The 24,959-nt window shown below is 38.3% G+C and carries 22 protein-coding genes and 1 tRNA gene; 13 read left to right on the top strand and 10 right to left on the bottom strand.

All coding sequences use genetic code 11. The features are described 5' to 3' along the window. Positions 1–19 precede the first annotated feature (19 nt). Positions 20–2,356, top strand: coding sequence for a chitobiase/beta-hexosaminidase C-terminal domain-containing protein (locus NV377_RS08845; protein ID WP_258200835.1), 2,337 nt, complete (start codon positions 20–22; stop codon positions 2,354–2,356). A gap of 180 nt (positions 2,357–2,536) precedes the next feature. Next, entirely contained in the window at positions 2,537–2,941 is a 405-nt protein-coding gene (locus tag NV377_RS08840) for a hypothetical protein (protein WP_258200834.1), read from the top strand. 198 nt (positions 2,942–3,139) lie between these two features. Here the strand turns inward: NV377_RS08840 and NV377_RS08835 are convergent, their stop codons facing one another. After that, positions 3,140–5,014: an MORN repeat-containing protein gene (locus NV377_RS08835; RefSeq protein WP_258200833.1), complete on the bottom strand. Its 1,875-nt coding sequence runs from the start codon at positions 5,012–5,014 to the stop codon at positions 3,140–3,142. A 39-nt stretch (positions 5,015–5,053) separates the two neighbouring features. Then, positions 5,054–5,392: a DUF4280 domain-containing protein gene (locus NV377_RS08830; protein WP_258200832.1), complete on the bottom strand. Its 339-nt coding sequence runs from the start codon at positions 5,390–5,392 to the stop codon at positions 5,054–5,056. A gap of 289 nt (positions 5,393–5,681) precedes the next feature. Here NV377_RS08830 and NV377_RS08825 point away from each other — a divergent pair, with 289 nt between their 5' ends. The 6 genes from NV377_RS08825 (at position 5,682) to NV377_RS08800 (ending at position 12,891) form a co-directional block, all read left to right on the top strand. Then, positions 5,682–8,432, top strand: coding sequence for an adenylate/guanylate cyclase domain-containing protein (locus NV377_RS08825; protein WP_258200831.1), 2,751 nt, complete (start codon positions 5,682–5,684; stop codon positions 8,430–8,432). 68 nt (positions 8,433–8,500) lie between these two features. Then, positions 8,501–9,004 (top strand): GNAT family N-acetyltransferase, encoded by a 504-nt coding sequence (locus NV377_RS08820; RefSeq protein WP_258200830.1) that lies wholly within the window; start codon positions 8,501–8,503, stop codon positions 9,002–9,004. Between the two features lie 599 nt (positions 9,005–9,603). Next, positions 9,604–9,948 carry a YojF family protein gene (locus NV377_RS08815; protein ID WP_258200829.1) on the top strand — a complete coding sequence of 115 codons (345 nt, stop codon included), beginning with the start codon at positions 9,604–9,606 and terminating at the stop codon, positions 9,946–9,948. Between the two features lie 539 nt (positions 9,949–10,487). Beyond that, positions 10,488–11,147, top strand: coding sequence for a bacillithiol biosynthesis deacetylase BshB2 (gene bshB2, locus NV377_RS08810; protein WP_258200828.1), 660 nt, complete (start codon positions 10,488–10,490; stop codon positions 11,145–11,147). A 76-nt stretch (positions 11,148–11,223) separates the two neighbouring features. Beyond that, positions 11,224–11,751: a DUF402 domain-containing protein gene (locus NV377_RS08805; protein ID WP_258200827.1), complete on the top strand. Its 528-nt coding sequence runs from the start codon at positions 11,224–11,226 to the stop codon at positions 11,749–11,751. A gap of 78 nt (positions 11,752–11,829) precedes the next feature. Then, a complete protein-coding gene (locus NV377_RS08800; RefSeq protein ID WP_258200826.1) occupies positions 11,830–12,891 on the top strand; it encodes a DUF2804 domain-containing protein in 1,062 nt (353 codons plus the stop codon). 313 nt (positions 12,892–13,204) lie between these two features. On the opposite strand, the gene mnhG is transcribed toward NV377_RS08800, so the two are convergent. Genes mnhG through NV377_RS08765 form a run of 7 tightly spaced genes read right to left on the bottom strand, consistent with a single transcriptional unit; the run spans position 13,205 to position 19,010 of the window. Then, positions 13,205–13,600, bottom strand: a complete 396-nt coding sequence (gene mnhG / locus NV377_RS08795; protein ID WP_258200825.1) for a monovalent cation/H(+) antiporter subunit G — start codon at positions 13,598–13,600, stop codon at positions 13,205–13,207. Then, positions 13,578–13,862, bottom strand: a complete 285-nt coding sequence (locus NV377_RS08790) for a Na(+)/H(+) antiporter subunit F1 (RefSeq protein WP_258200824.1) — start codon at positions 13,860–13,862, stop codon at positions 13,578–13,580. The genes mnhG and NV377_RS08790 overlap by 23 nt, the downstream gene beginning before the upstream one ends. Further along, positions 13,862–14,338, bottom strand: coding sequence for a Na+/H+ antiporter subunit E (locus NV377_RS08785; protein WP_258200823.1), 477 nt, complete (start codon positions 14,336–14,338; stop codon positions 13,862–13,864). The genes NV377_RS08790 and NV377_RS08785 overlap by 1 nt, the downstream gene beginning before the upstream one ends. A gap of 31 nt (positions 14,339–14,369) precedes the next feature. Continuing rightward, positions 14,370–15,857: a Na+/H+ antiporter subunit D gene (locus NV377_RS08780; protein WP_258200822.1), complete on the bottom strand. Its 1,488-nt coding sequence runs from the start codon at positions 15,855–15,857 to the stop codon at positions 14,370–14,372. Next, complete coding sequence (locus NV377_RS08775) at positions 15,850–16,188, bottom strand: Na(+)/H(+) antiporter subunit C (protein WP_258200821.1); 339 nt, start codon at positions 16,186–16,188, stop codon at positions 15,850–15,852. The genes NV377_RS08780 and NV377_RS08775 overlap by 8 nt, the downstream gene beginning before the upstream one ends. Then, complete coding sequence (locus NV377_RS08770) at positions 16,188–16,613, bottom strand: Na(+)/H(+) antiporter subunit B (protein ID WP_258200820.1); 426 nt, start codon at positions 16,611–16,613, stop codon at positions 16,188–16,190. The genes NV377_RS08775 and NV377_RS08770 overlap by 1 nt, the downstream gene beginning before the upstream one ends. 3 nt (positions 16,614–16,616) lie before the next feature. Further along, positions 16,617–19,010: a Na+/H+ antiporter subunit A gene (locus tag NV377_RS08765; protein ID WP_258200819.1), complete on the bottom strand. Its 2,394-nt coding sequence runs from the start codon at positions 19,008–19,010 to the stop codon at positions 16,617–16,619. 307 nt (positions 19,011–19,317) lie between these two features. Here NV377_RS08765 and NV377_RS08760 point away from each other — a divergent pair, with 307 nt between their 5' ends. The 5 genes from NV377_RS08760 to NV377_RS08740 all read left to right on the top strand — a co-directional run bounded on the left by NV377_RS08760 (position 19,318) and on the right by NV377_RS08740 (position 24,573). Next, positions 19,318–19,974, top strand: a complete 657-nt coding sequence (locus NV377_RS08760) for a universal stress protein (RefSeq protein WP_258200818.1) — start codon at positions 19,318–19,320, stop codon at positions 19,972–19,974. 318 nt (positions 19,975–20,292) lie between these two features. Continuing rightward, the gene (locus tag NV377_RS08755; RefSeq protein ID WP_258200817.1) at positions 20,293–21,684 is read left to right on the top strand and encodes an ABC transporter substrate-binding protein; all 1,392 of its coding nucleotides are present in this window, start codon (positions 20,293–20,295) and stop codon (positions 21,682–21,684) included. A gap of 90 nt (positions 21,685–21,774) precedes the next feature. Beyond that, on the top strand, positions 21,775–22,617 hold the full coding sequence (locus NV377_RS08750) for a carbohydrate ABC transporter permease (protein WP_258200816.1): 843 nt from the start codon (positions 21,775–21,777) through the stop codon (positions 22,615–22,617). Then, positions 22,617–23,450 (top strand): carbohydrate ABC transporter permease, encoded by an 834-nt coding sequence (locus NV377_RS08745; protein ID WP_258200815.1) that lies wholly within the window; start codon positions 22,617–22,619, stop codon positions 23,448–23,450. The genes NV377_RS08750 and NV377_RS08745 overlap by 1 nt, the downstream gene beginning before the upstream one ends. An 88-nt stretch (positions 23,451–23,538) precedes the next feature. Then, positions 23,539–24,573: a LacI family DNA-binding transcriptional regulator gene (locus tag NV377_RS08740; RefSeq protein WP_258200814.1), complete on the top strand. Its 1,035-nt coding sequence runs from the start codon at positions 23,539–23,541 to the stop codon at positions 24,571–24,573. 251 nt (positions 24,574–24,824) lie between these two features. Here the strand turns inward: NV377_RS08740 and NV377_RS08735 are convergent. Continuing rightward, positions 24,825–24,901 (bottom strand) — tRNA-Asp (locus tag NV377_RS08735). Positions 24,902–24,959 lie beyond the last annotated feature (58 nt).

Below are 24,959 nucleotides of genomic sequence, written 5' to 3'. Positions count from 1 at the left end.
ACTAGAAGGGATGAATCCGATGAAAAAAAGAATCTTAATTTTCACACTGGTGGCTCTATTGGGGTTAAATGCTGCTTTCAGCTTTCCCGCTAATGTGGCAGCCAAGACTTCTGCCGACTTTGAGGACCTGAAGGCTCTGGATGCGGCAACGAAAGCCAAGTTCGATGCGATGATTAGTGCTGGGATTTTCGATGGTGTTAGCGATACGACGTTCGGGCTCAAAGATGAGATGAACCGTGCCCAGTTCGCCAAGGTTGCAGCATTGATTACGGGCATTGAAGTCAATAAAGATCTGAAGACGTCCAGTTTCAGCGACGTCACAGCGGATGATGCCGCCAACGGTTATGCACTGCCCTTCATTGAAGCACTGAAAACGGCCGGCATCACGGAAGGCTATGGTGAAGGTACATACAATCCGGCCGGTAAAGTAACCAAAGAGCAGTTGGCAACGTTTTTGGTCCGCTTGCTAGGCAAGGACGCGGAAGCAAAAGCTAAGACTGGCGACGATAGTACGGTATCCGACTGGGCACAGGGTTATGTCGCCGAGGCATTGTCACTAAAATTATTGGAAAATCTTCCGGACGGAATTTTCGGCGGCAAAGCTAACGCAACGCGCGATCTGCTTCTTACCGGTGCTTATGAAGCCAAACAACAGTACGTTCCCATTGGGAAAGTGTCTATCGTGGAAGCGAAGCAAGTAGGCGTAAAGAAAATCAACGTGACCTTTAATAAGGCCGTAGATTCAACGAAGGCTGGTTTATCCGTCACAAAGGCAGAAGGTGCACAAATCGACTGGGCTGCTGATAAAAGAAGTGCTACATTGATCTTCGCGAAAAATTTAGAGGAAGGAAGTTACGTCATAACCTTATCCGGCCTTGATGCTGCGGATATAGACAAATCCACTGCCACCGTGTCTGTAACTGCCGAGAGAGTCACCAAGATTGAATTTCTCACTACATCCGACACGCTTCCCAGCTCGAGCAGGGTCCCTATTCAGTTTAGAGCTATCAATCAGTTTGGCGAAACGGTTCAAGATTTCTTAGAATTCTCTTTGTACCTTTCGGTTGCTGCTTTTACTGACTCTACATCTATGACCCCTACAACGTTTACTGTCTTTGCGGATACCTCGTGGAGTTCAACGGGTGAAAAATTCGACATTGAAGTGACAGATCTGGTCAGTGGAGTTACAGCTACTAGAACTTATATAGTTGGAGATCCTGAGGTTGTGCCGCAGGTAGTCAGTACGTCCAAAGTGGTTGCGAAACCGACTGCTAGTGTTTCGAGCGGAGCTGTAACGGTAGGCACTAGTGTATCGTTGATTAACGCGACGCAGGGGGCAACGATCTATTACACGACGGATGGTACCTCGCCAAACACCAGCAGCACGGTGTACAGCTCCCAAATCACGATTACGAATGCAATGACGATCAAGGCGATCGCAGTGAAAAGTGGCATGACAAACAGTAGTGTAATGACCGTAAGCTACACGATTATCGAGCAAGCGGCGACACCGACAGCAAATCTTGCAGGCGGAGCTGTTGCGGCAGGCACGAGTGTATCGCTGTCCAACGCGACGCAGGGGGCAACGATCTACTATACGACAGATAACAGCGATCCAAGCCCAACGAACGGCACGATATACAGCTCTCCAATCACGATCACGAATGCAATGACGATCAAGGCGATCGCAGTAAAAAGCGGCATGACCAACAGCGAAGTCATGTCAGTGTCGTATACGATTGCACAAGCGCAAGTAGCAACCCCTACGGCAATTCAGACTGACTCGAACGGCAGTGTCCAAGTTGAGCTAAGCACAACGACGTCCGATGCGACGATCTACTACACGACGGACGGTATTCATGATCCGACGACTAACCCGCAGACTGACCCGTACACCGTTATGTACAACGGACCCTTTTATGTACAGACCGGTTCTACGATCAAAGCAATTGCAGTGAAAACAGAGATGGCGAATAGTAACATCATGACAGAGCAAATTACGGTCGTTCCCACGCTAGTCTTATCTGCAAACAGCCTGGAGTATATCGGAGAATCGAACATCTCTGGGAGAAGTCTTCTGAAGTTGACGTTCAGCAAGAATGTGGACCCAACTTCAGCAGCGGATGGAAACTATATTGTATTGGCACAGGGCGGGATGAACATCCAACCGGTTTTCTTGCACTCGGCGACTTGGGGAGGCATTGATCATGAGAATGAAGTTACGCTAGAGGTTGACAGTCTGGCGGGTATAGCCCCAGGCACTTATGTGAGCGTCCAGGTGGACAACGTCAAAACCACTGACTTGAGCGAAACGATCGGAAACGGTCACAATAATACCGGTTATACGGTGCCTTAACCAGGCTAATTCTATATTGTCTAATAAACGAAGGCACCTGGTTGGGTGCCTTCGTTTATTGTTTGGCACAGGTCAAAGCCTCCAAGTATCTGCAACATAACCTGAGTAGTTTTCGTTATTTAGATCATAGGGAATATAAATTTCGAAGATTAAGCTACTTGAGCAAAGGGGAATTGAGGTATGAAGGTATTCATTTCACTATTTATTGCTTTATTCATACTTACAGGATGTAACCAATCAACAGTAAGCAATACCGAACATTCGCGTACTCCAACATCAATTGGAAATCCATCAGCAACAGATATTCTCGCTGAAAATCCGAATGCAGATATTTTTCAATACAAAGATGTTATCTACAAAAATGCAAGTAACAATGAATGGGTACAACAAGCAGAACTAACCATTGGTGATAGAGTCTTAACTATTGAAAAACAATATAACAACGATCTTACATTTGAACAAGGAATGGCGACTATGCTTCCTATTGGAACAGAAATTCATGTACCAATAACAAAAAGTGGAGCGATATTAATTGCTAAAGTAGACGGCAAGGAAATAAGATATGTTGGTCTAATCGAGGGTTAATTAATTGAATTAATGTTTTTTTCACTATGGTGTTTAATGTACGAGGACATAAGGAGAAACTTTCACTCATGGGGTATAAGTATAGTGAAAATTCACTTTTTTCGCTGAAAGTAGCGGAGCAACGCACTGTTTACGTAGCGGTGCTGAATGTAAGAAGGAGCATGGAAGCGTCATATGACGCTTCCATGCTCCTTTTAATTATTTGGGTTCATCAGGTTTCGATGATGGTTTCGGAAATACATCTATTGACTGTGTTGTGAGATCTACAGTTGCAGAGACAGGCTTCTCATCGAGATTAAGTTTAATTTTATAAGTGACCTCATCAATAGAAAAAGTACGTGTTAATCCGAGCGACACTAATTTAACTTTATCAGGTGTAGCAGTTACTCGTTCTAGAAGCTCCGTGTAGAATTGATCGAGTACATGTCCTTCTGATATCGTGAAAGATAGTAGTTGATATTCTGCGACTGAAACATCAGCCTGCCTAGTTTCGAAAGTTAAACTTAGCTGAGGATAGAAGAACTGTACGTCTGCCCCTTGAATAATAGCTGTCTGCTCAGTTGTTGCAGGCTCAGTAGTGCCTGACGGTAATACAGAATCCAATGCTGCAGTTATAATGGTAGAGTTGTAATTGTAAGCTAGTGCTTCCATTGGTTTAGTCGCAGCTTGGGAGTTATCAGCTTGCTCTTCACTAATTGGTTCAACTGGTGGAGCAACTTCAGATAATTCATCTAACTGCGTTTTCACTGAGGCAGGCTTACCAAGTAATGTTTCTCGTTCAGTGAATGACAGTCTAAGTAATTCATTAAAATCGAGATAATTGTCTTGGAAGTTACCGATGTAAATTATGCGAGTTCCATCTTCATACCATTTGCCAATGCCGTTAAGTTTGTTGTATTTGAAACTACCTTGATATTCTAACAAACCATCACTATTATACTTTTCACCAGCACCGTGATATTGATTGTTCATAAAGCTGCCAGTATAGATCGTATTTCCTTTTTCATCAAATATCGTACCGGTTCCATGATATTGATTAGAAAGAAATTCACCTTGATACATCACATTGCCTTCTTCAAAAAATTCTATACCTTGACCGGATCGCTTACCGTTACTGAAACCACCCTCATAAGAAATAAATCCATTATCATATAATGTTTTTCCTGTTCCGTGGTAGTTTCCATTCAGAAACTGTCCCTGATAGATGATAGTTTTATTAGCGTCATATAACGTTCCTGTCCCAGCATAAATACCGTTAGACCATTCCCCTTCATAGACTAGTGCCTTAGTTTCCGTATACTTTCTTCCTTGCCCATGCGGAATTCCTGCCTTAAAGTTACCTTGATAGGATGCATCACCATTAGGGTAGTATAACGTGCCTTCACCCTCATAGATGCCATCAACATAGCTACCTGTGTAGATGAGCGATCCATCGTCACCATACTTAGAACCTTCTGTTAATGTGCCTAATGCAAAGACCCCTTGCTCAATAAGTTTGCCATCAGTATTGAATAGCTTACCTTCACCGTCATATTGACCATTTGAAAAATTTCCATCATAAACTAGTAATCCTTTGTCAGTATAAAGCTTTCCTATACCATGGAATTGGCCTCTTGAAAATTGTCCGTCATAATGCAACTCTTTATTTAAATAATAGAGTTTACCTTTTCCTTCATAGACTCCATTAGCAAGTTCTCCTTCGTAAATGAGAACTTTATCACTAGTAAGTAATTTTGCTTTACCTGTATAAGCTGTAGCAGAACCATCTGCTTGTAATGTAATGGATGGAGTACGATTAAATAATTTATTAATGAACTTAGGAGGCTTAATAAAAATAAAGAAATAAAGCACTAAAATAACGATAATAATGATGATAACGAGTTTTTTTGATATGTAATAATTACCGATAGCAAAATAACTTTCTTTCGTAGTTTCTTTTTTACCTAATATTTTGGAGAACTGACGTTTTATCCATTTCGCAAGTAACTTAGGCCAGTTTTTTAACCGCTTAAGCGGCATAATAACATGCTTTTTAATAGGGTTAAGAAACGGCTTAATAATTTTTTCAATCATGAGCCTTTACTCCTTCTTCCTTCTGTCACAATGAAATAGTTAAGGCACCTGAACAGTAAATTGTCCGGGTGTATTAATAGAGATCACGCCTCCATACGAGCACATACATTTTGAAGTATTGTTAAGTGCGGGCATGTTGGCAATCATTACAGTAGGAGAGCCAGGTGCCCATGGTGCAACAGTTACTGGAACACAGGGCATAGGTGTTAATACGCCTAATGCGGACGCTGTAGCACTAGCTACTAAGGGATTAGCAAGAGATGAACACATAACAAAAGGTAAAATATTAACCATAGGCTTATTGTCTAGTATATTGGCGTAAGGTAGAGTGGCTGTCACTCTATTAGTTGGGAGAGAGAGAAAGACGCTTGGTGCCATTCCAAAACTACACTGGAGCGATGCTCCACCGCAAACGAGCTGTCCGATGTTTATCACCTAGCTTTATATAATAATAATCGTATGCCATATTGAGAGGAATATCACATACATATGAGTGGAAAGGGAGGATTCCTTTATATTCTACTATTTGTACGATAGTAGAGCAATAATTAACTATAAAATTAACACAAAATTACTTAAATATAGTAAAATGAAGAGAAGTGCCATATAATAGCTAGGTTTCTCGATGGATAAACATAAATCTATTTGAAGTACGGGAGAGATTGTATTGAGAACAAAGCTGATGTTATTACTAATTAGTATGCTTGTTTGTATAATTTTTATCGTTAGTTTACGCGAATTGGCCACCTTCCAGCCATTTAAAACTAGTAAGCAATACGATATGATCTCTCAAGCCATTAAGGATGAGCAAGGATCATTATACACGATTGTCGATTCCAAAAAGTTTTTACAGAAAGTTGATTCTTCAGGTAAACTTATTTACTCAATGGCGAGCGAGATGAATCAAGATTCTAATCACGCCTATATGTTCAACGACGTCACGACAGATAAAGATGGAAATGCATATGCGCTACTTACAATTCTCGATAACTATGGTTTACAAGTAACAGGCGAGCAAATCTTAAAAATAAGTGCAGATGGTGTAGATCGGACAGTTATACATAGCGAGCAATATGATGATACAGATTCATTAATGCGAGTAGGACGTCTACAAAATTTGTATATAGAGGGCTCTGAACTTTATTTTTTTAATATACAAACACATGCAACTACATTGTTAAGTGTGGACGTGAATAGTAGTTTACTTCAATATCCGAAACAAGTCTCACAATTTGAAATGCCAAGTAATCATTTTTTGAAAGAGGTTACGGGCAAACCCTCCTCCCCAGTGTTTTATACTACCAAACAAGGATTCCTTTTCTCCCAAAAAGGAACAGATTCAACTCAACTTTTTCCTTCTACCAATGAAAGTATTCTAAATTTTCCAGTTGAAATTGATATAGCACAAGACTCATATATATATTATTTGGACCAACATACTGAATCAGTTATGCGTATAGGATGGGAAGATAAGCAAGCAAAGCCAGAAATAATTCTCTCACTCTCACAGCTTATGCAAAAGTATGATGATATTGAATGGTCGAGTTTTACTGATCTTGCGCTTGATTATGGACATATTCTTATAACGACATCTGAGCAAGTTATTGAACTTGATACAAAAGGTCAGATTGTACGACTTTACGATGGCTATCACTATAGTTCAATGCATGTCGCGTTAGCGATATTGTTCTGGGCAATTGCAGCTTTGCTCTTATTTATTGTTACGTATACTCTTAAATTCATTTATAGCGATATGATGAAGCGGAAAATGTATCTGTTAATGAAACAATTACTTATTATACTACCAGTTCTATTACTTTGTATGGCTTGGCTGTCGTATACAGTGTATCAATCAGTGTCAGCAGAGAAGAAACAAGACACATTTAAACAATTGAAAATATTAGCTGCTAATGGTAACTATCTTGTTGATGGAGATGAGTTAGAACAACTAACGTCACCAAGAGACTACAAGAGTAGTTCGTTTGTCTATGTGAAGGAACGTTTGGATGAAGTATTCTCGTTATCTGGTGAGGAGCGTGATGGTCTTTACAATACGATCTATCGCTATATGGATGGCAAGCTTTATATTGTTATGGATGATGATGATGGTATGACAATGTTTACACCATTTGAAATAACACAAGAGAATCAAACCGTTCTAGATCTGGGAGAGCTTGTCCTAGGTGAGTGGCAAGATTCTAGTGGGGAATGGATGTATGCTCTTGGTCCAATCTACAATAGTTCAGATCAAGTGATTGGTATTTACGAGACGGGTAAAGATATGTCAGGTATTACACGTAGCAATATGAATTTACTTGGGACAGTTCTACAAATCGTTGCATGGATTGGCATTGTTCTTGGTGCAATAATTACAATTATGACGATTTATTTCTTAGCTTCCATTCGTAAGTTACGGCGCAGTGTTAATCAAATCGCAAGTGGCGAATGGGATGTTACGGTTCAAATCACTACTAGAGATGAAGTTGCTGAATTAGGTGATCGTTTCAATATGATGGCTGGTGCAATTAAAAAATATGTACTTGAAGTTACGAAATTGAGCAATATGTATTTCAGATTTGTACCACAGCAGTTTCTAGAAGTACTCGGCAAAAAGAATATGTCCGATGTACAACTTGGAGAACAACAAACCCGTAATATGACAATTCTTGTATGTCATATGCGTCAGTTCAATGATATGTCTAGTAAGCTGAGTACAGCTGAAAACTTTATATTTATTAATTCATTTCTGAAACAATTTGGACCAATTATTCGTGAGCATGGTGGGTTTATTAGTCGTTACTTAGGACCTGGAATGTTGACAATGTTCCCGAACGATACGACTCATTCGCTAATGGCAGCTTATCATATTCGTCGTGCACTAGAAGAATATAATGAACAACGAACAGATTTAGGATTACCGTTCATTGATATTGGTGTAGCGATTCATGCTGGAGATGTCATGCTTGGAATTATTGGTGAGGAGCAACGGCTTGAAGGTAGTGTAGTTTCTAATCATGTACAACTTACACTTGACCTTGAACGTCTATCTGAAAAACTCGGTGTATCTGTATTATTGACTGCAGAGGCAAGACAGCAGTTAGAGCTTGCTCGTACGATGCACTGTCGTTCGCTAGGGTGGATTCAGCTTGACTCAGATCAAGCTCCGATTCAACTTTTTGATTGGTACGAGGGCGATCCAATACATATTCGTCAATTAAAAGCAGAAACAAAGAAGCAATTTGAAGTTGCCATTGAAGCATATCGTAACGGAAGATTTTATGACGCTCGTGAAGGATTCGTTCAAGTAGTGAAACGTAATCGCTATGATCTAATTGCAAAGTTATATTTCTTTGAAAGTGATCGTTATTATCAAGAGGGCGCACAGTTGAACTGGAATGCTGCTCTGAAAATATCATAAAAATTGCACTAGTATGCACACTGAAAAAATCATAAGTTATGAACAGATGTTAGAAATGAGGGAAACGTATGAATGAGACGATCCATCAACATATTAATATTAAGCCAGTTACAACAGGTACGGAAGCGGGTAAAGTATCTGATTTTTTGTTAGGTGAGCATTGTTTTGATGATCAACGATTTACACCTGGGGAGACGGAACAATTACGTTGGTTACCCATGCGAAGTTTACAAGAAAAACATGTGATTTGTTGGTTCGAGGAAGAAGAAGAACATATTATTTCTGCAATAATTTTTGTAGAGAATGAGCATCGTAGTGGTGGATACCGTCTAGAATATTTCGGTGTACATCGAGAATACAGACATCGTAAGTTAGGTTGGAAACTGATGGATGCCATGTTCCAATATTGCCAAGCACGTCAAGGGCGCTATATTGAGACGTTTACGTGTGATCTCCCTGAGTATGAGAATGCACGAAAGATGTTTCAGCGCAATGGATTTACATTTATGTGCCATCTGCCGGAGTATTATTATCCGGGTGAAGGGAAGCTACTATATATGAAGCAATTATAAGAGGAAGTTCAAAACGCGTGCGTTGATAACGATGAGTTTGCTAACGTAGCTTAGTCGGCGGTGAATATGAAGCGAACTTGGGCAGTCCGGTCCGCATGTACCAACTACGTACATTTACGTTTCCTCCTTCCACAAGTTGCGCTCCATCTTCTTGGTTCTGAACGCCCGCGTTTTGAACCTTTATTATAAGAGGAAGTTCAAAACGCGTGCGTTGATAACGATGAGTATGCTAACGTAGCTTAGTCGGCGGTGAATATGAAGCGAACTTGGGCAGTCCGGTCCGCATGTACCAACTACGTACATTTACGTTTCCTCCTTCCACAAGTTGCGCTCCATCTTCTTGGTTCTGAACGCCCGCGTTTTGAACTCTCATTTGAAATTGCATTATTAAATTGGAATTTAGTATGGAATTTTTTGTTAGTATGCTGTTAATTCTTTATTAGGTACTACAAATGCTGTGATTATATCTCATTGTTAACATTCAATGATGATCACAACATCATTGTAGTATCTTTTTTAAAGTTGGAATAAGATTATTATTCAATGTATAGGGCAATATCTTGTATAATAGATAGTAGTATAGAAAGTGAGGCGTATTTATGAATCCAATTCAGGTTGAAGATATACAGAAACATATTGATGCTTTTCGAAATACTCCATTATTTATTCATTTGGAATTAACGACGGGTGCTTACGCTGCACATTTGGATGCAACAAAGCATCCTGCAGCTAATTTTATTCGCAATGCAGTTATTACGTATTCACATGGTTCAATAGAAGGAAAAGGTCCGTATCGAGTGGGGTTAAAGCTTGAGCATGGTTGGGTATATGCCGAAGGTTTAACACATTTCGTAGATGATGAACAAGGAAGATTAGTGCTAGCAGGTATTAACAATGAGGGGAAGCTGGTAGTTGCCCTACAACTGAGCACTTCCCCCTTCTAGTAGAGGAAGCCAGAAAAACACAACTGTGATCACGATGTAACGCGCGATAGCTTAGTCGGCGGCGAATCTGAAGCGAACTTGGGAAGTCCGGTACGCGTGTACCAATAACGTACACTTGCGTTTCCTCCTCCCACAAGTAACGCTCCAGCTTCTTGGTGCTGACAGCTGAATTTTTCTAGCTTTTATTGGAAGAGGAAGCCAAAAAAACACAACTGTGATCACGATGTAACGCGCGATAGCTTAGTCGGCGGCGAATCTGAAGCGAACTTGGGAAGTCCGGTACGCGTGTACCAATAACGTACACTTGCGTTTCCTCCTCCCACAAGTAACGCTCCAGCTTCTTGGTGCTGACAGCTGAATTTTTCTAGCTTTTATTGGAAGAGGAAGCCAAAAAAACACAACTGTGATTACGATGATTATACTAACGTAGCTTAATCGACGGCGAATATGCCCCCATCGAAAGCCTGTATATGCTGACGCACACAATAGCTACAGAGCTTAATAGACATCTTTTACACCTAATAATAGGAGGTTTCACCATGCCAGAAAAAATATTGGTTGTTTTACCGCATCCTGATGATGAAGCATTCGGATTATCAGGTACTCTTGCGAAATTCATTGATGAAGGTGCGCAAGTAACATATGCTTGTTTAACATTAGGGGAGATGGGACGAGGTCTCGGTAATCCCTTAATTGCTGATCGAATTAGCTTGCCGCATTATCGTAAGCAAGAATTAATTGCATCTTGCAAGGCAATCGGCTTTGAAGATGTACGTATGTTAGGATTTCTTGATAAAACAGTTGAGTTTGAGCCGAAGGAATATATTGATTCGGTTATAAGAGAAATTTATAACGATGTAAAACCTACATTAGTATTCACGTTCTTCCCAGGTTTCAGTGTACATCCTGACCATGATGCAACAGGAGCTTCAGTTATTCGTGTACTTCAAAGCATTCCAGCCGAGGAACGTCCACCAGTATGGTGCCTTGCTTTCGCACATGACATGTATGATGTTAACGGGGAACCTGATGTAACTGTAGATGTGTCATCATATCTCACTCAGAAAAAAGAATCCATTGTCGCACATGCAACTCAATTCCAAATATCAGAGATGTTTGGTAATGGAGATACGGATTCACCAGAAGTAAAACGGAAATTCGGTAAAGAGAACTTCTGGACATACCATTTCAATAAATAAAAAATGATATAGTTGGTATAAGAAGAGTCATCTCACGATGGCTCTTCTTATGTCCTTACAGCTAGGGGAGATCGTATTGGAACCATATTCACAGTTGAGAAAACCTGTACAAATTCAAGCATATAAATATCCCGATCGATTACATTATGAATGGCAAGCAGATTTAATCGAGCTTAATGAGCAATATGCGATGGTAGCATGTCATGCTGGTCGTCTATTTCAACATCATACGAAACAGAAGCAATTTATAATGCCTTATCCATCTATTGAAATTTTCTTTTTTGAGGAATGGTATACTTTTTCGGTTTCATTTCAAGAAAATGGAGAGATGATGCATTATTGTAATATCGCAATGCCAGCACAAATCGAGAATAATATTATATCATTCATCGACCTAGATCTTGATTATTTACAGGAGCCTCATGAGGATTGGAAAGTAGTAGATGAAGAAGAGTTTATTCATAATCAACAAATGTTTAAATATCCTGAAGATTTAATTGAAGGAGCACGATTAGGGTTAGCGAAATTGCAACAAATCGTCGTAACAAAACAATTTCCGTTCGATGAAAAAATAGATATCCAAAAATATGAAAGCGTTTTATAATAGTGATAATTTAATGAATTATGACTACAGCTATCTTTGCTCTATTAACATTTTTACCATTAATCGGAGTGGGACGTTATGCCAAATCGCGTATTGAAAAATTTCGGGGGTGTATCTATGCAATACGAAATTGTTACTCCTGGCCCGCTACTTAATAATGATGGTATGTTAAACCAGAAGGGCTATAGTACCTCTGCTGTACTAACTTATAATCGCGAGCATATTAATGCTTCACCTTGGCAAATTAAAGAATGGGATTTCTATCAAGTGAACAACGCCGATTATTGCATGCAAATGACGATTGGTCATGTAGGATATGCTGGTCATGTGTCCGTAAAATTATTCGAATTTGCAACAGGACAGCATTATGAAATAACTAAAATGTTAGTTCTTCCGTTCAATAGATTGAAAATGCCTCGCTCTGCGGAACAAGGTGATTTACATTATTGTAGCAAAGATGTAGAGATGCACTTTGAGGTCTATGATGGAGGAAGAAGGTTACGCTGTCGCTCAACCAGTAAGAAGCATCCCACGATTGAAGTAGATGTTATACTGTTGCAACCTGATCTAACTTCACTAGTTATCGCTACTCCTTTTGCCGAGAAAAGCACACAATTTTACTACAATCATAAGACGAATTGTATGCCTGCTACAGGTATTGTGAAGGTTGGAGAAGGTGAGAAAGAGTATATATTTGAACCTAGTACCGCTTTTGGTCTCATTGACTGGGGTAGAGGAGTATGGCCATTTAGTCATGAATGGATTTGGGGTAGTGGAAGTAGTTATGTGAACGGTAAGCGTTTTGGTTTCAATATCGGGTTTGGTTTTGGAGATACTACAGCAGCTACCGAGAACATGCTATTTTATGACGGAAAAGCACATAAATTGAGTAAAATTAATATTACACTTAATGAGAATGGATTTATGTCTCCTAAGCAAATTACGAGCGATGATGGTCGTTTTGAGATGATATTCACTCCGATATATGATCAGCAAACGGCTACTAAAATGTTATTTGTCGATAACAGTTGTCATCAAGTATTTGCTAGATTCGATGGTAAAGTAATTTTGGATGACGGAGAAGTGCTAGTGATTAATAATCTTATTGGATTTGTCGAGCATGCTATTAATAATTGGTAGCGTGAGTAGAAAACCATCAATAAACACTAAAAATGAGGTCTATCAAGCCAAATGAGCTAGCAAACTAAGAATAGACCTCAAAACTGAGGTCTATCAAGCTAAATGAGCTAGAAAACCATCAATAAACACTAAAAATGAGGTCCATTAAGCCAAATGAGCTAGAAGATCAGCCATAGACAGTAAAAATGAGGTCTATCAAGCCAAATGAGCTAGCAAACTAAGAATAGACCTCAAAAGTGAGGTCTACAGTAGAAAAAATATTCAAAAAAGGAGTTCTCCAGCATGGAGAACTCCTTTTGCATTTCAATATATATTAGTTATCTGCATCAACTGGTCTAACTTTTTCATCATCAATCGCTTGTTGATCATAAACATCTTGCAAGTCATCTTGGACACTTATTGGAGCCAGTGGTGTACCGTAACGATGTGCAGAACGAGTAACAAGATGTCCAGCGACTGGAGCAGTTAGAAACACGAATACAATAGCTAGCAATAGACGAATACTTGAAACACCATGTGTGAACGAGAAATAAATAAATGCTGCTGATAAGATGGACAATATCCCTAATGTCGCACTCTTAGTTGTTGCATGAGCACGATTATATACATCAGGTAATCGAATGAGTCCGAATGAACTTAGTAAACTCATCGATGTGCCAAATAGTACGAGAATAATGACGATCCATTCAATCATTCCGTTTACGCCCAATGACGACACCTCTTTCCATATATCTACTTAATGCTATCGTACTAAGGAATGCAAGAATACCGATTAGTAAGATCGTTTCAAGATAAGCATGAGAATTGAGATGGATAGATAATATAGCTACTATTCCGATAATGATATAGGCAATAGAATCAAGTGCCAATATTCGATCATGTATCGTTGGTCCTTTAATAATTCGATATAGTGTAATGATAAGTGAGATAGAAAGTAGAAACATAGCAAGTAACATAATTTTATCAAACATTATCGCATCACCTCGATAATCGCATTTTCGAATTTCTTTTTAGTTTTTGTAATGTTATTATGAAAATCTTTTGCATCCATTGCATGGATATACATTACCTTTTGTTTTGGATCAACTTCCATTACGACAGAACCTGGTGTTAGAGTTAGTAATGAAATAAGTAAAGTTATTTCAAAATCGGTTTCCAAAATCGTTTCGGATCTGAAAATGCCAGGTTTGATTGTTAATCTAGGTCGAAGAATTTCTTTAAGTACTACAATACTTGATTTGAATAATTCAACGACAAATAGTATTAACAACTTTATGACAGCATACAGCTTTCTCCCATAGAAAGGAGTGGGGAAAAAGCGTCTCATGGTTAGGATGATGATAAAGCCAACTACATAGCCGACTGCAAAAATAACGATATTCCAGCTTTCATTGAGTAACATCCAAATAAAAGCAATTAATAGGTTAATTAGTATCTGCGTTGTCATTGATTTACACTTCCCTTTACTTAGGCTGGGGTCAAGGACTAATCTGCTGGAGTACAGCCTCGATATATATACTTGGATTAACCATTACTTCGGTAGCTTGTGATATAAATGTCATTATCCATTCTGCACCAATACCCATACCAGCAATACAGATGACAAGAATTGTACCAGGTAATAATGCGTTTGTTCCAGTTGAATACTCTTGACCTTCACTCATAAGAGTCTCGCCCCAGAAACTATGGATGAATATCTTCATTACGGAGTAAAGAACGAGCAAGCTTGTTAATAGACCAATAATTGATACAATTAATTCCCCAGCGCTTACTGCACCTTTTAAGATCATGACTTTACCTACAAACCCACCTAGTGGAGGAACGCCTGCTAATGCCAGTACTCCGATAAAGAATAACCAACCAAGTAGCGGACGGAATAGTATTAAGCCACTAAATTCTTTAAGCTTGTCTGTGCCGAAGATGCTAATAATGGCACCACCAGTAATAAAGATCAATGCTTTAGATAACATATCGTGAATGAGATAGAAAAGAGAACCGCTCAAAGATTGATCTGTAGCTATTGATACACCGAATAGGATGAATCCTACGGAAACGATAACGTTATAGGATAGGATTTTCTTAATTTCCCATTGTGAGACGGCTCCCAGAGCACCGAGAATCATCGTAATGGCGGCCATCCACATCATCACCGTATGTGTAAACTCTTTATCGTGGTAGAAGACAAGTGTGAATATACGAATGACAGTATATACTCCTACTTTTGTTAACAAGGCAGCAAACAATGCTGCGATCGGTGCAGGTGGAGCGCTGTATGAACCCGGTAGCCAGAAGAACAGCAGTAGTCCTGATTTCAATCCGAATACCGTTAAGTATAAGAAGCTTATTGCTGTAAGTAAGCCATCTTGACCAGCCATTGCAACACGTTCAGATAGATGTGCCATATTCAATGTTCCGGTTACAGAATATAAATATCCAGTTGCGATAACAAATAATGTAGAGGAAATAACATTAATAAGTACATATTTGATTGACTCTCGAAGTTGAATTTTTTTACCACCTAGTACAATTAGTACGTAAGATGCAATCAACATAACTTCGAAAAATACGAATAGATTGAAGATGTCGCCTGTTAAGAAACTACCATTTACACCTGCAAGCAGAATTAGAATCATTGGATAGACAAAATGGCGTTTATGTCCAATTTCGAATGAGTTGAATCCGAATAATAAACACATCAACGTTACGAAGCTTGCTACTGTAACTAGTAGTACAGCTAACATATCACCAACGAGCACAATTCCATATGGAGCTGACCAACCACCAAGTTCTAGCACTACAATACCTTGATTAGAAACATGATAGACAGTGAAAGCAGATATCGCAATAACGACAAGTACACTTATGCCTGTTAACCATTGTTGTAACTTAATGTTCTCGCGGAAAAATACAAGCACCATTGCCATTAGCAACGGGATGAGAATAGGATAGATAATGATATTACTCATGCGATTCTCCTTTCAGCTTTTTCATGTTGTCTGTTCCAAGCTCAATATAAGTTCGATAGCCAAGCACAAGTAATAATGCAGTAAGTGCGAAGCTTATGACGATTGACGTTAATATAAGCGCTTGTGGAATCGGATCAGTATAGATTTCACCATGTTCACTTAACAACGGCGCATTCCCCTTCTTGAGTCCGTTAATGGCCATTAACATAAGATGGGTAGCGTGACTGAACAACGTTACACCTAGAATGATGCGTAGGAAATTTTTATTCAAAATAAGGTAAACAGCAATAGTGAAAAGTATCCCAGAGATAATAATAATAAACGTTTCCATTAGATATCATCCTCACTTATGCTCGTAATGATCGTCATCGTTGTACCAAGAACTGCTAGGTATACCCCTAGATCAAAGATCATTGCAGTAGCAAGTTCTGTTTTTCCGAGGAAAGGTAGATCGACGTATGTGTAGGCTTGCGAGAGAAACGGAACATTTAGTACAAGAGATGCGACTCCCGTTAATAGCGCAATTAGTACTCCTGTTGCTGCAAGTTTTTTGAAGTCAACAGGAATGATATCACGTACTGATTGAAGGTCAAAGGCAATATAGAGCAATATTAATGCAGAAGCAGTAATAAGTCCTCCAATAAAACCTCCACCTGGATTATTATGACCCGCAAAGAGAACATATATAGAGAAGGTCATGATTATAAATACGAGAATTTTCGTAGCTGTCTGCAAATAAACATCAGTGAACTTCATATTTTAATCATTCCTCCCTGCATGTCTTAGTTTGATCAGTGTATAGATTCCGATTCCAGCTGAGAACAATACAACAATTTCAAGCATCGTATCGAAAGCACGGAAGTCTACAAGGATCGAATTTACGATGTTTTTCGCTCCAGCTAATTGATAAGAATTATTGAAATATCCTGCAATAGGCACGAAAATGCGATGACCATAAGCAGACAGACCAATTAAAGTTAATGTGGTTCCAACCCCTAAAGCGATAATTGCATTAGTGAGTTTGAATTTTAGAGATGTAATACTCGTTTTTAACTTCGGCAAGAAGTAGAAGCATAGTAAGAACAGTGTAGTAGAAATCGTCTCAACAACTAATTGAGTTAAGGCAAGATCGGGTGCTCGGAATATGACAAAGAAAAGAGATACAGTAAAGCCAATAACTCCGATTCCCATAATAGACATGAGACGAGATTTAGAGAATAGAACAAATATTGCTGCTGCAACCGTTGCGATACCTAAGACAAATTCATACCACTCAATTGGAGAATCATTGGACATATCTAGGTAGAAAGAATTTGTAATTAACAACGATCCGAGTACAGTAATTATTAAGAAACAGAAAATATAAGTTAGATAATGTGTTGTAGAACCAGTCATATAACTACGAGTAACTTTGGAACCGAATTTCTCGAGATTTATCATCCCTTTATCATATACCTGATTCAAATTATAACGTTTAGAAATTAACGAAAAGATTGGTGTTTTCCATTTCTCTATACTCAAGAATAGCAATATTCCAATAATGATAAGCCCAATAGTCATAAATAACTCTAAGTTAAGTCCATGCCAAGCAGTGATATGAGCATGCCAGTCAGGATGCTTCGCAAAAACATTGGGTGCCATCCCTTTGACCGTCGGTTCTAAGATAGAGGTTACGACTAGACCAGGGAATAAGAATAGGGCAATGGCAAGAATAGAAAGTGTTGCCGGTGACGCTAACATACCTACTGGAGCCTCATGTGGTACACGCTCTAACAGATTAGCATGATACGTTCCTGAGAACGATTTGAAAATAATAATCATACAGTAGATAAATGTGAAAATACTTGCTACCCATGCAACAATAGGAATGATGTTGACCCATGAACTATTATTTTCAGATAAAGTAAGCATGCTCGTAAAGAACATCTCTTTACTAATAAATCCACTGAATGGTGGTAAACCTGCCATAGAGAAGGCACCTATCATCGTCAATGTGAATGATATTGGCATAAGATGCATAATACCACCTAGTTTACGAATATCACGTGTACCTGTTTCGTGATCGAGAATACCTACCATCATAAACAGACTACCTTTGAACACGGAGTGATTTATAAGGTGGAAGATCGCTGCAAGAAACGCGCCCATAAAGACTAAACTTTCATTTTCGAACTTTACGTTCATACCCATTGATCCTACACCAAGTAAACTCATAATTAATCCCAGTTGACTTATGGTGGAATAAGCAAGCAAAGCTTTTAGATCGTATTGTTTGAGGGCATTAAATGAACCCCAGAATAATGTAACAATACCAACTATTATTATTGTCCAAGACCATTCAAGTTGTGCGCCGAAAATCGGAGTCATACGCGCTACTAAGTATACTCCTGCTTTCACCATCGTTGCCGAATGCAAGTATGCGCTGATTGGTGTAGGAGCTTCCATGGCATCAGGCAGCCAAATATGGAACGGAAACTGAGCTGATTTCGTAAATGCTCCTAGTAGAATAAAGAACATCGCAGGAATGAAAAGGTAATGTGTTGAAACCGTATCGCCCATTGCAATTATTTCACGAATGCTGAAAGTGCCGGAGGCTACATATAGAATAATGAAGCCTAGAAGCATGGAAAAGCCACCAGTCATCGTAATATACATCGCTTTTTGCGCACCGTATCTTGAACGCTGACGCTGATACCAATATGCGATTAGTAAAAATGATGAAACGCTAGTGAGTTCCCAGAACGTATACAATACAAGCAGATTATCAGATAGAACTGACCCAAGCATTGCGCCCATAAATAACATTAGGTATGCATAGAATAGATGAAGTCGCTCACGGTCTTTTGACAAGTAGAAGATGGAATAAAGGACTACTAATGATCCAATACCTGTTATTAACAAAGCAAATAGCAAGGAGAGGCTATCTAAATAAAGTGTAAAATGAATATCGATCGAGGGGATCCATGGGACAGAAACCGTTATTGGTTCAATCGCGTCATAAATCGAAAAATAACTTGCGAAATATACAAACAAGACAACAGGAACAATTAACGCAATCCAGCCTGTATGTATAGCAGTTGTGTATTTGTATAATAATGGGATTATTATGACGAATACAAAGGGAAGTAAGATCGCTAGATGTAAAGTAGACAAAAAGGCTTCCTCCTTAAACTTTTTATGTTCTGCTCTCGATATAACTTCTTGCAGTAAAAAGTTGCAACGAAAGCATAAGCTTAAACTTTTTATGTTCTGCTCTCGATATAACTTCTTGCAATATAAAGCATCGAAAGCATAGCTTAAACTTTTTATGTTCTGCTCTTGATGTAACTTCTTGTAGTAAAAATTAGCAATTAGAGCATAAACTGAATTAATTTCTGTTAATTATACAACAACTTCATTGACAAGAGCACCCCAGTTATGTAGGCTAGAGCTATTATTAAGATGAGGTGAATGAGTAATCATGAAGACTGCAGGTATGGATGAATGCATACTGGTCTGTGTGTATTATGGGCCAAACGGTGAACGACTTATTCGGAGAGGCGGCAAAATAGCAGAAATGCTACAGTGTCCTCTATATGTGTTGACAGTAGACGCTCAACCAGAAAGTGAATGGGATATTGAAAAGATTCATTATATCTCTGCTTGGAAAAAAATTGCACAAGAGCATGGCGCAGAACAATTTATTATTAAATACAACGAGAAACGACCAGTTGCAAAAGTTATTGCAGAAGTTGCAAGAGACAAAAAAATTACTCAATTAGTGCTAGGTCAAACAGCGCAAAATCGTTGGGAAGAGATTACTCGTGGTTCATTTATCAACGTATTGTTGAACGAAATTCCTTTCATAGATTTACATGTTATTTCAGTATCTCGTGATGTTAAGAACCAAGATGAGTTCTACGAAAAAGGAATAAGAGCATATCTGACATGTATTGAAGATGGGTATAAACTGTGCTTCAATCATACGCATTATGCAAAATACGAAGGCATCTTCTATAAAGAGGTTGGAACAGACTTTAATAATGGGGTGTTTAAGTTTTTGAAAGAAGATGACATGATTGAGGTTCGTATAATTGATGATTATGTGAAAAATATTAACGAACGAATTAATGTTTAATTAAAATCCCACTATATAAAATTTTTGCCAAAAGAGTTATCAACGTAGTAATACGGTGATAACTCTTTTTCGTTTCGAAAATTTTATGTGAATATTGTTAATAGATCAGGGAGAACATATGATTACAAGTGAAATTTATAAAAATGAGATGGACTAAATTTGGAAAAAAGGGGGGAGATGTAAAAAAAACGATTGTCATTTATAAATGTCTGTGATACCATAAGTTTGCGAGTGAAACCGTTTTCGGTATCGTTTCCGATAAGCTTTCCGGAATACGCTTACACTTCCGAGATTTTCATTTTAGAGGGGGATTTTAGAATGAAGAAATTTAACAGAGTATTGAGTGTGCTTTTAGTAATGTCATTAGTATTTATCGCAGCTTGCTCGAACAATGCAGGCACGAAAGAGCCAGCAACGACAGACAACAATCAAGGTGCTGAAGGTGCGAAATCTAAAGAAACAATCTATTATCTAAATTTCAAACCAGAAATTGCTGAAGTATACGAAAAAATCGCTAAAGATTATGAAGCAGAAACAGGAGTTAAAGTTAAAGTTGTAACAGCAGCTGCTGGTACTTATGAAACAACATTGAAATCAGAAATTGCAAAATCAGAAGCACCAACAATTTTCCAAATTAACGGTCCGGTTGGATACGATGCTTGGAAAGATTACACACTTGATTTGAAAGACACTAAATTATATAGCTACCTTTCTGATCAAAGTCTTGCAGTAACTGAAGGCGAAGGCGTATATGGTATTCCTTACGTAGTAGAAGGATATGGTATCATCTACAACAACGCAATTATGGAGAAATACTTCGCTCTTGGTACGAAAGCAACTGCAATAACTTCAATGGAAGAAGTAAACAACTTCGATACATTGAAATCAGTAGTTGAAGACATGCAAGCTAATGCGGATGCTCTCGGTATCAAAGGCGTATTCTCTTCTACTTCTCTAGCTGCTGGTGAACAGTGGAGATGGCAAACGCATCTTGCAAACATTCCATTGTTCTATGAATTCAATGATATTCAAGGTTTTGACAATGCTACAAGCGCAGGTCTTGCTGCGAATGAAATCAAGTTCTCTTATGGTAACAACTTCAAAAACATTTTCGATCTATACATCAACAACTCTACTGTAAAACCTACGCTTCTAGGTAGTAAAACAGTTGCAGATTCTATGGCTGAATTTGCTCTAGGTCAATCTGCTATGGTTCAAAACGGAAACTGGGCTTGGAATCAAATTAATGAAGTTAGCGGAAACACTGTAAAAGCTGAGGATATTAAATTCCTTCCAATCTACACTGGTGTAACTGGCGAAGAAAAACAAGGTTTAGCTGTTGGTACTGAAAACTACTTCGCAATTAACAGCAAAGTTTCTGAGTCTAAACAACAAGCTTCTATTGCATTCCTTGAGTGGTTGTTCACAAGTGACAAAGGTAAAGCTTATGTAACGAATGATCTTGGTTTTATCGCTCCATTCAATACGTTTGCTGACAACGAAAAACCAGCTGATCCACTTGCTAAAGAAATTTTAGCATGGATGGAAAAAGATACAACATCTGTAGCTTGGACTTTCGCAGCATTCCCAAGTGAAGATTTCAAAAACAGCTTTGGTGATGCATTACTTCAATACGCTCAAGGTAACGAAACTTGGGATAAAGTATCATCTGTTGTCGTTGATTCTTGGAAAAGTGAAAGAGCTAAGTAAAGAATAAGTAGTGCAATAGATGTCACTATACTAAGCCAGCGTATAGTGACATCTGTTATTACACGAAGTAACAGAACAGGAGAGAACGCTATGCAGAAAATGATTCAGAAATATTTTGCTCTTTTTGCATTGCCGACATTAATTGCATTTACACTAGCTTTCATCGTTCCGTTTATTATGGGTATATACTTGTCATTTACACAGTTTACAACGGTAAATGATGCTACATGGGTTGGATTAGACAACTATATAAAAGCATTCGCAGACAAGGATTTTCTTAATGCCTTATGGTTTACAGCTAGATTTACAATTGTGTCTGTAGTTTCAATTAATGTTTTCGCATTTTTCATCGCTTTATTGCTAACAAAAAAAGTGCTAGGAACGAATGTATTCCGTACAGTTTTCTTCATGCCCAACTTAATTGGTGGTATCGTTCTAGGATATATCTGGCAACTAATATTTAACGGTATTCTTTATAAGTTCGAGGTTACATTGACGAACGACCCAGCTTATGGTTTCTGGGGATTAGTTATTCTAATGAATTGGCAACTAATCGGATACATGATGATCATCTACATTGCTGGTATTCAAAACGTTCCTAAAGAACAACTTGAAGCAGCAAAAATTGATGGTGCTACGAATGGGATAATTCTTCGCAAAATCATTTTGCCGCTCGTAATGCCTTCAATTACGATTTGTTTGTTCTTAAGTATTTCAAATTCATTCAAACTATTTGATCAGAACTTAGCGTTGACTGCAGGTGCTCCTTCCAAACAAACAGCAATGTTAGCTTTAGATATTTTCAACACATTCTATGGTAAAGCAGGCTTTGAAGGTGTAGGTCAAGCTAAAGCAGTAATGTTTTTCCTTATGGTAGGTGTTATTGTAATTGTTCAACTTGCTATTACTAGAAGAAAGGAGATCGAAAACTAATGAATGATACACAACAAAAGCGACCGTTTCTCTTTCTCTTTCTTGTAGTATTGGCAGTAGCGTTCCTATCCCCAATACTTATCGTTTTGATGAACTCCTTTAAAGGTAAATTTTTCATAAGTGATGCACCGTTTGTATTTCCGAACAGTGATACGTACGTTGGACTTGAAAACTATACAAGTGGTATTCAGAAAATTAATTTCTTTTCAGCTTTCGGAATGTCCTTGTTCATAACGATAGGCGCAGTTGCATTAATTGTATTCTTCACTTCAATGACGGGTTGGTACCTAACTCGTGTGAAAACAAAATGGGCTAGCGCATTATTCTTCATGTTTGTCTTTTCGATGATTGTACCATTCCAAATGGTAATGTTTACAATGACCAAAACCGCTAACGTAATTGGATTAGATAATCCGATTGGGATATTGATTATCTATTTAGGATTTGGTTCAGGGCTTTCGGTCTTCTTATTTAGTGGATTTGTCAAATCAATACCGCTTGAGATTGAAGAGGCTGTTATGATTGATGGTGGTGGTCCACCACAAATGTTCTTTAAAGTCATTCTTCCAATATTAAAACCAATCGCTATAACTGTAGCTATTCTTAATGTAATGTGGGTATGGAATGACTACTTACTTCCTTATCTAGTTATAGGTACAGAGTATAAAACGATTCCAATTGCTGTCCAATATCTTAAAGGTGGATACGGATCGATTGATATGGGTGCTATGATGGCTATGCTTGTTCTAGCAATTATCCCTATCGTCATTTTCTATCTAATTTGTCAAAAATATATTATTGAAGGCGTTGTTGCTGGCGCAGTAAAAGGTTAATACTCAATGGATGACGAATAAGTAGTAGTGTAGATTTTATGTTAATTCATTAATCTACATTCAAATAAGGCATAAAGGAAGTATGATTATGGCTTCTCTTACTATTATTGATATTGCTAAAATATGTGGTGTAGGTGTCACCACAGTATCCAGAGCGATTAACAACCATCCCGATATTAGCGACGAGACCAAGGCAATGATTATGAAGGTTGTAAAAGAGAACAATTATGTTCCTAATAACAACGCTCGTAATCTGAAACGTACTGCATCAAAAACGATCGCTGTATTAATTAAAGGGATGAACAATCCTTTTTTCATTCAAATGATTGATTTATTTGAAAAAGGAATAAAAGATAAGAAATATACATTCATTTTACACCGTGTATACGAACATCAAGATGAGATTGATGTCGCGAATGAATTAGTAAAAGAAAAAAAACTAAAAGGTATCATTTTCCTTGGGGGTTATCTATCTCACTCCCAGGATAAATTAGAGCAATTAACTGTGCCTTATGTTCTATGTACGGTAGGGTTATCTTCTGAATTTGATACTTATAATTACTCTTATGTTTCCATAGATGATTTTGCAGAAAGTTATAAAATGGTTGATTATTTATGTAGCCAAGGACATAAGCGAATTGCACTTATCTCTGCTTCAATGGAAGATCGAAGTATTGGGCAATTGCGATATCAGGGGTATAAGCAAGCACTAGAAGATCACGGTATAACCATTGATGAGCAATTGGTACGTCCTATGAAAGCTCATCTGGAAAGTTATTCAATTGAGAATGGCTATGTTGTCACAAAAGAAATGTTAGCAGAAAACTTAGATTTTTCCGCATTATTTGCGATTTCCGATTCTATGGCAGTAGGGGCAAGTAAAGCTTTGTTAGAAGCAGGTCGCTCTATTCCAGAGGATTGTTCAGTTGCGGGTTTTGATGGACTTGATATGTCTTTCTATTATCATCCTTCGATAACTACAATTGAGCAACCGATAGCTAAAATGGCAGAGGAAACGATTAAAATTATGTTTGACCTCATTAACAAAAAAGTGACTCATACTCAGCTAAAATTTCCTGCAGAATTAATAGTAAGAGATTCAACGGGAGTCATTCACTCGTGAATGATATCTAAACTAACTATTTAACTACAGTCCTATTAATTTTATAGAAAAATAGTCTATGGTGGCGATTGTTTCTCAATATCTTATTGAGAAGCGGTCGCCTATTTTTTGTTTCATTGTTTTAGTGACTACGTGACAATTTCGAGGCCAACGGCGATTGGAACAGTGATTAGCCATCGCAGCGCCACCCAAGCTAAACTACAATTTAAAACAAAAAAAGAGCCCCGAAGGACTCTATGTCGTTAAAATAATGGCGGAGCTGACGAGATTCGAACTCGCGGTCTCCTGCGTGACAGGCAGGCATGTTAGGCCTCTACACCACAGCTCCGTGTATTAAATATCTCTTAGAGACAAGTAGTATCTTAACACGCAGGAGCTATATAAAG

Source organism: Paenibacillus endoradicis, from assembly GCF_024721975.1.
This window is presented reverse-complemented; position numbering and strand designations above follow the sequence as displayed.

What these genes read in the sequence shown, in the direction of transcription:
- NV377_RS08835 (WP_258200833.1), bottom strand. Translation starts at nt 5,014, where the DNA reads ATGATTGAAAAAATTATTAAGCCGTTTCTTAACCCTATTAAAAAGCAT.
- NV377_RS08845 (WP_258200835.1), top strand. Translation starts at nt 20, where the DNA reads ATGAAAAAAAGAATCTTAATTTTCACACTGGTGGCTCTATTGGGGTTA.
- NV377_RS08800 (WP_258200826.1), top strand. Translation starts at nt 11,830, where the DNA reads ATGCCAAATCGCGTATTGAAAAATTTCGGGGGTGTATCTATGCAATAC.
- NV377_RS08770 (WP_258200820.1), bottom strand. Translation starts at nt 16,613, where the DNA reads ATGAAGTTCACTGATGTTTATTTGCAGACAGCTACGAAAATTCTCGTA.
- NV377_RS08820 (WP_258200830.1), top strand. Translation starts at nt 8,501, where the DNA reads ATGAATGAGACGATCCATCAACATATTAATATTAAGCCAGTTACAACA.
- NV377_RS08830 (WP_258200832.1), bottom strand. Translation starts at nt 5,392, where the DNA reads ATGGCACCAAGCGTCTTTCTCTCTCTCCCAACTAATAGAGTGACAGCC.
- NV377_RS08815 (WP_258200829.1), top strand. Translation starts at nt 9,604, where the DNA reads ATGAATCCAATTCAGGTTGAAGATATACAGAAACATATTGATGCTTTT.
- NV377_RS08740 (WP_258200814.1), top strand. Translation starts at nt 23,539, where the DNA reads ATGGCTTCTCTTACTATTATTGATATTGCTAAAATATGTGGTGTAGGT.
- bshB2 (WP_258200828.1), top strand. Translation starts at nt 10,488, where the DNA reads ATGCCAGAAAAAATATTGGTTGTTTTACCGCATCCTGATGATGAAGCA.
- NV377_RS08755 (WP_258200817.1), top strand. Translation starts at nt 20,293, where the DNA reads ATGAAGAAATTTAACAGAGTATTGAGTGTGCTTTTAGTAATGTCATTA.
- NV377_RS08760 (WP_258200818.1), top strand. Translation starts at nt 19,318, where the DNA reads ATGAAGACTGCAGGTATGGATGAATGCATACTGGTCTGTGTGTATTAT.
- NV377_RS08750 (WP_258200816.1), top strand. Translation starts at nt 21,775, where the DNA reads ATGCAGAAAATGATTCAGAAATATTTTGCTCTTTTTGCATTGCCGACA.
- NV377_RS08745 (WP_258200815.1), top strand. Translation starts at nt 22,617, where the DNA reads ATGAATGATACACAACAAAAGCGACCGTTTCTCTTTCTCTTTCTTGTA.
- NV377_RS08775 (WP_258200821.1), bottom strand. Translation starts at nt 16,188, where the DNA reads ATGGAAACGTTTATTATTATTATCTCTGGGATACTTTTCACTATTGCT.
- NV377_RS08785 (WP_258200823.1), bottom strand. Translation starts at nt 14,338, where the DNA reads ATGACAACGCAGATACTAATTAACCTATTAATTGCTTTTATTTGGATG.
- NV377_RS08790 (WP_258200824.1), bottom strand. Translation starts at nt 13,862, where the DNA reads ATGTTTGATAAAATTATGTTACTTGCTATGTTTCTACTTTCTATCTCA.
- NV377_RS08780 (WP_258200822.1), bottom strand. Translation starts at nt 15,857, where the DNA reads ATGAGTAATATCATTATCTATCCTATTCTCATCCCGTTGCTAATGGCA.
- NV377_RS08840 (WP_258200834.1), top strand. Translation starts at nt 2,537, where the DNA reads ATGAAGGTATTCATTTCACTATTTATTGCTTTATTCATACTTACAGGA.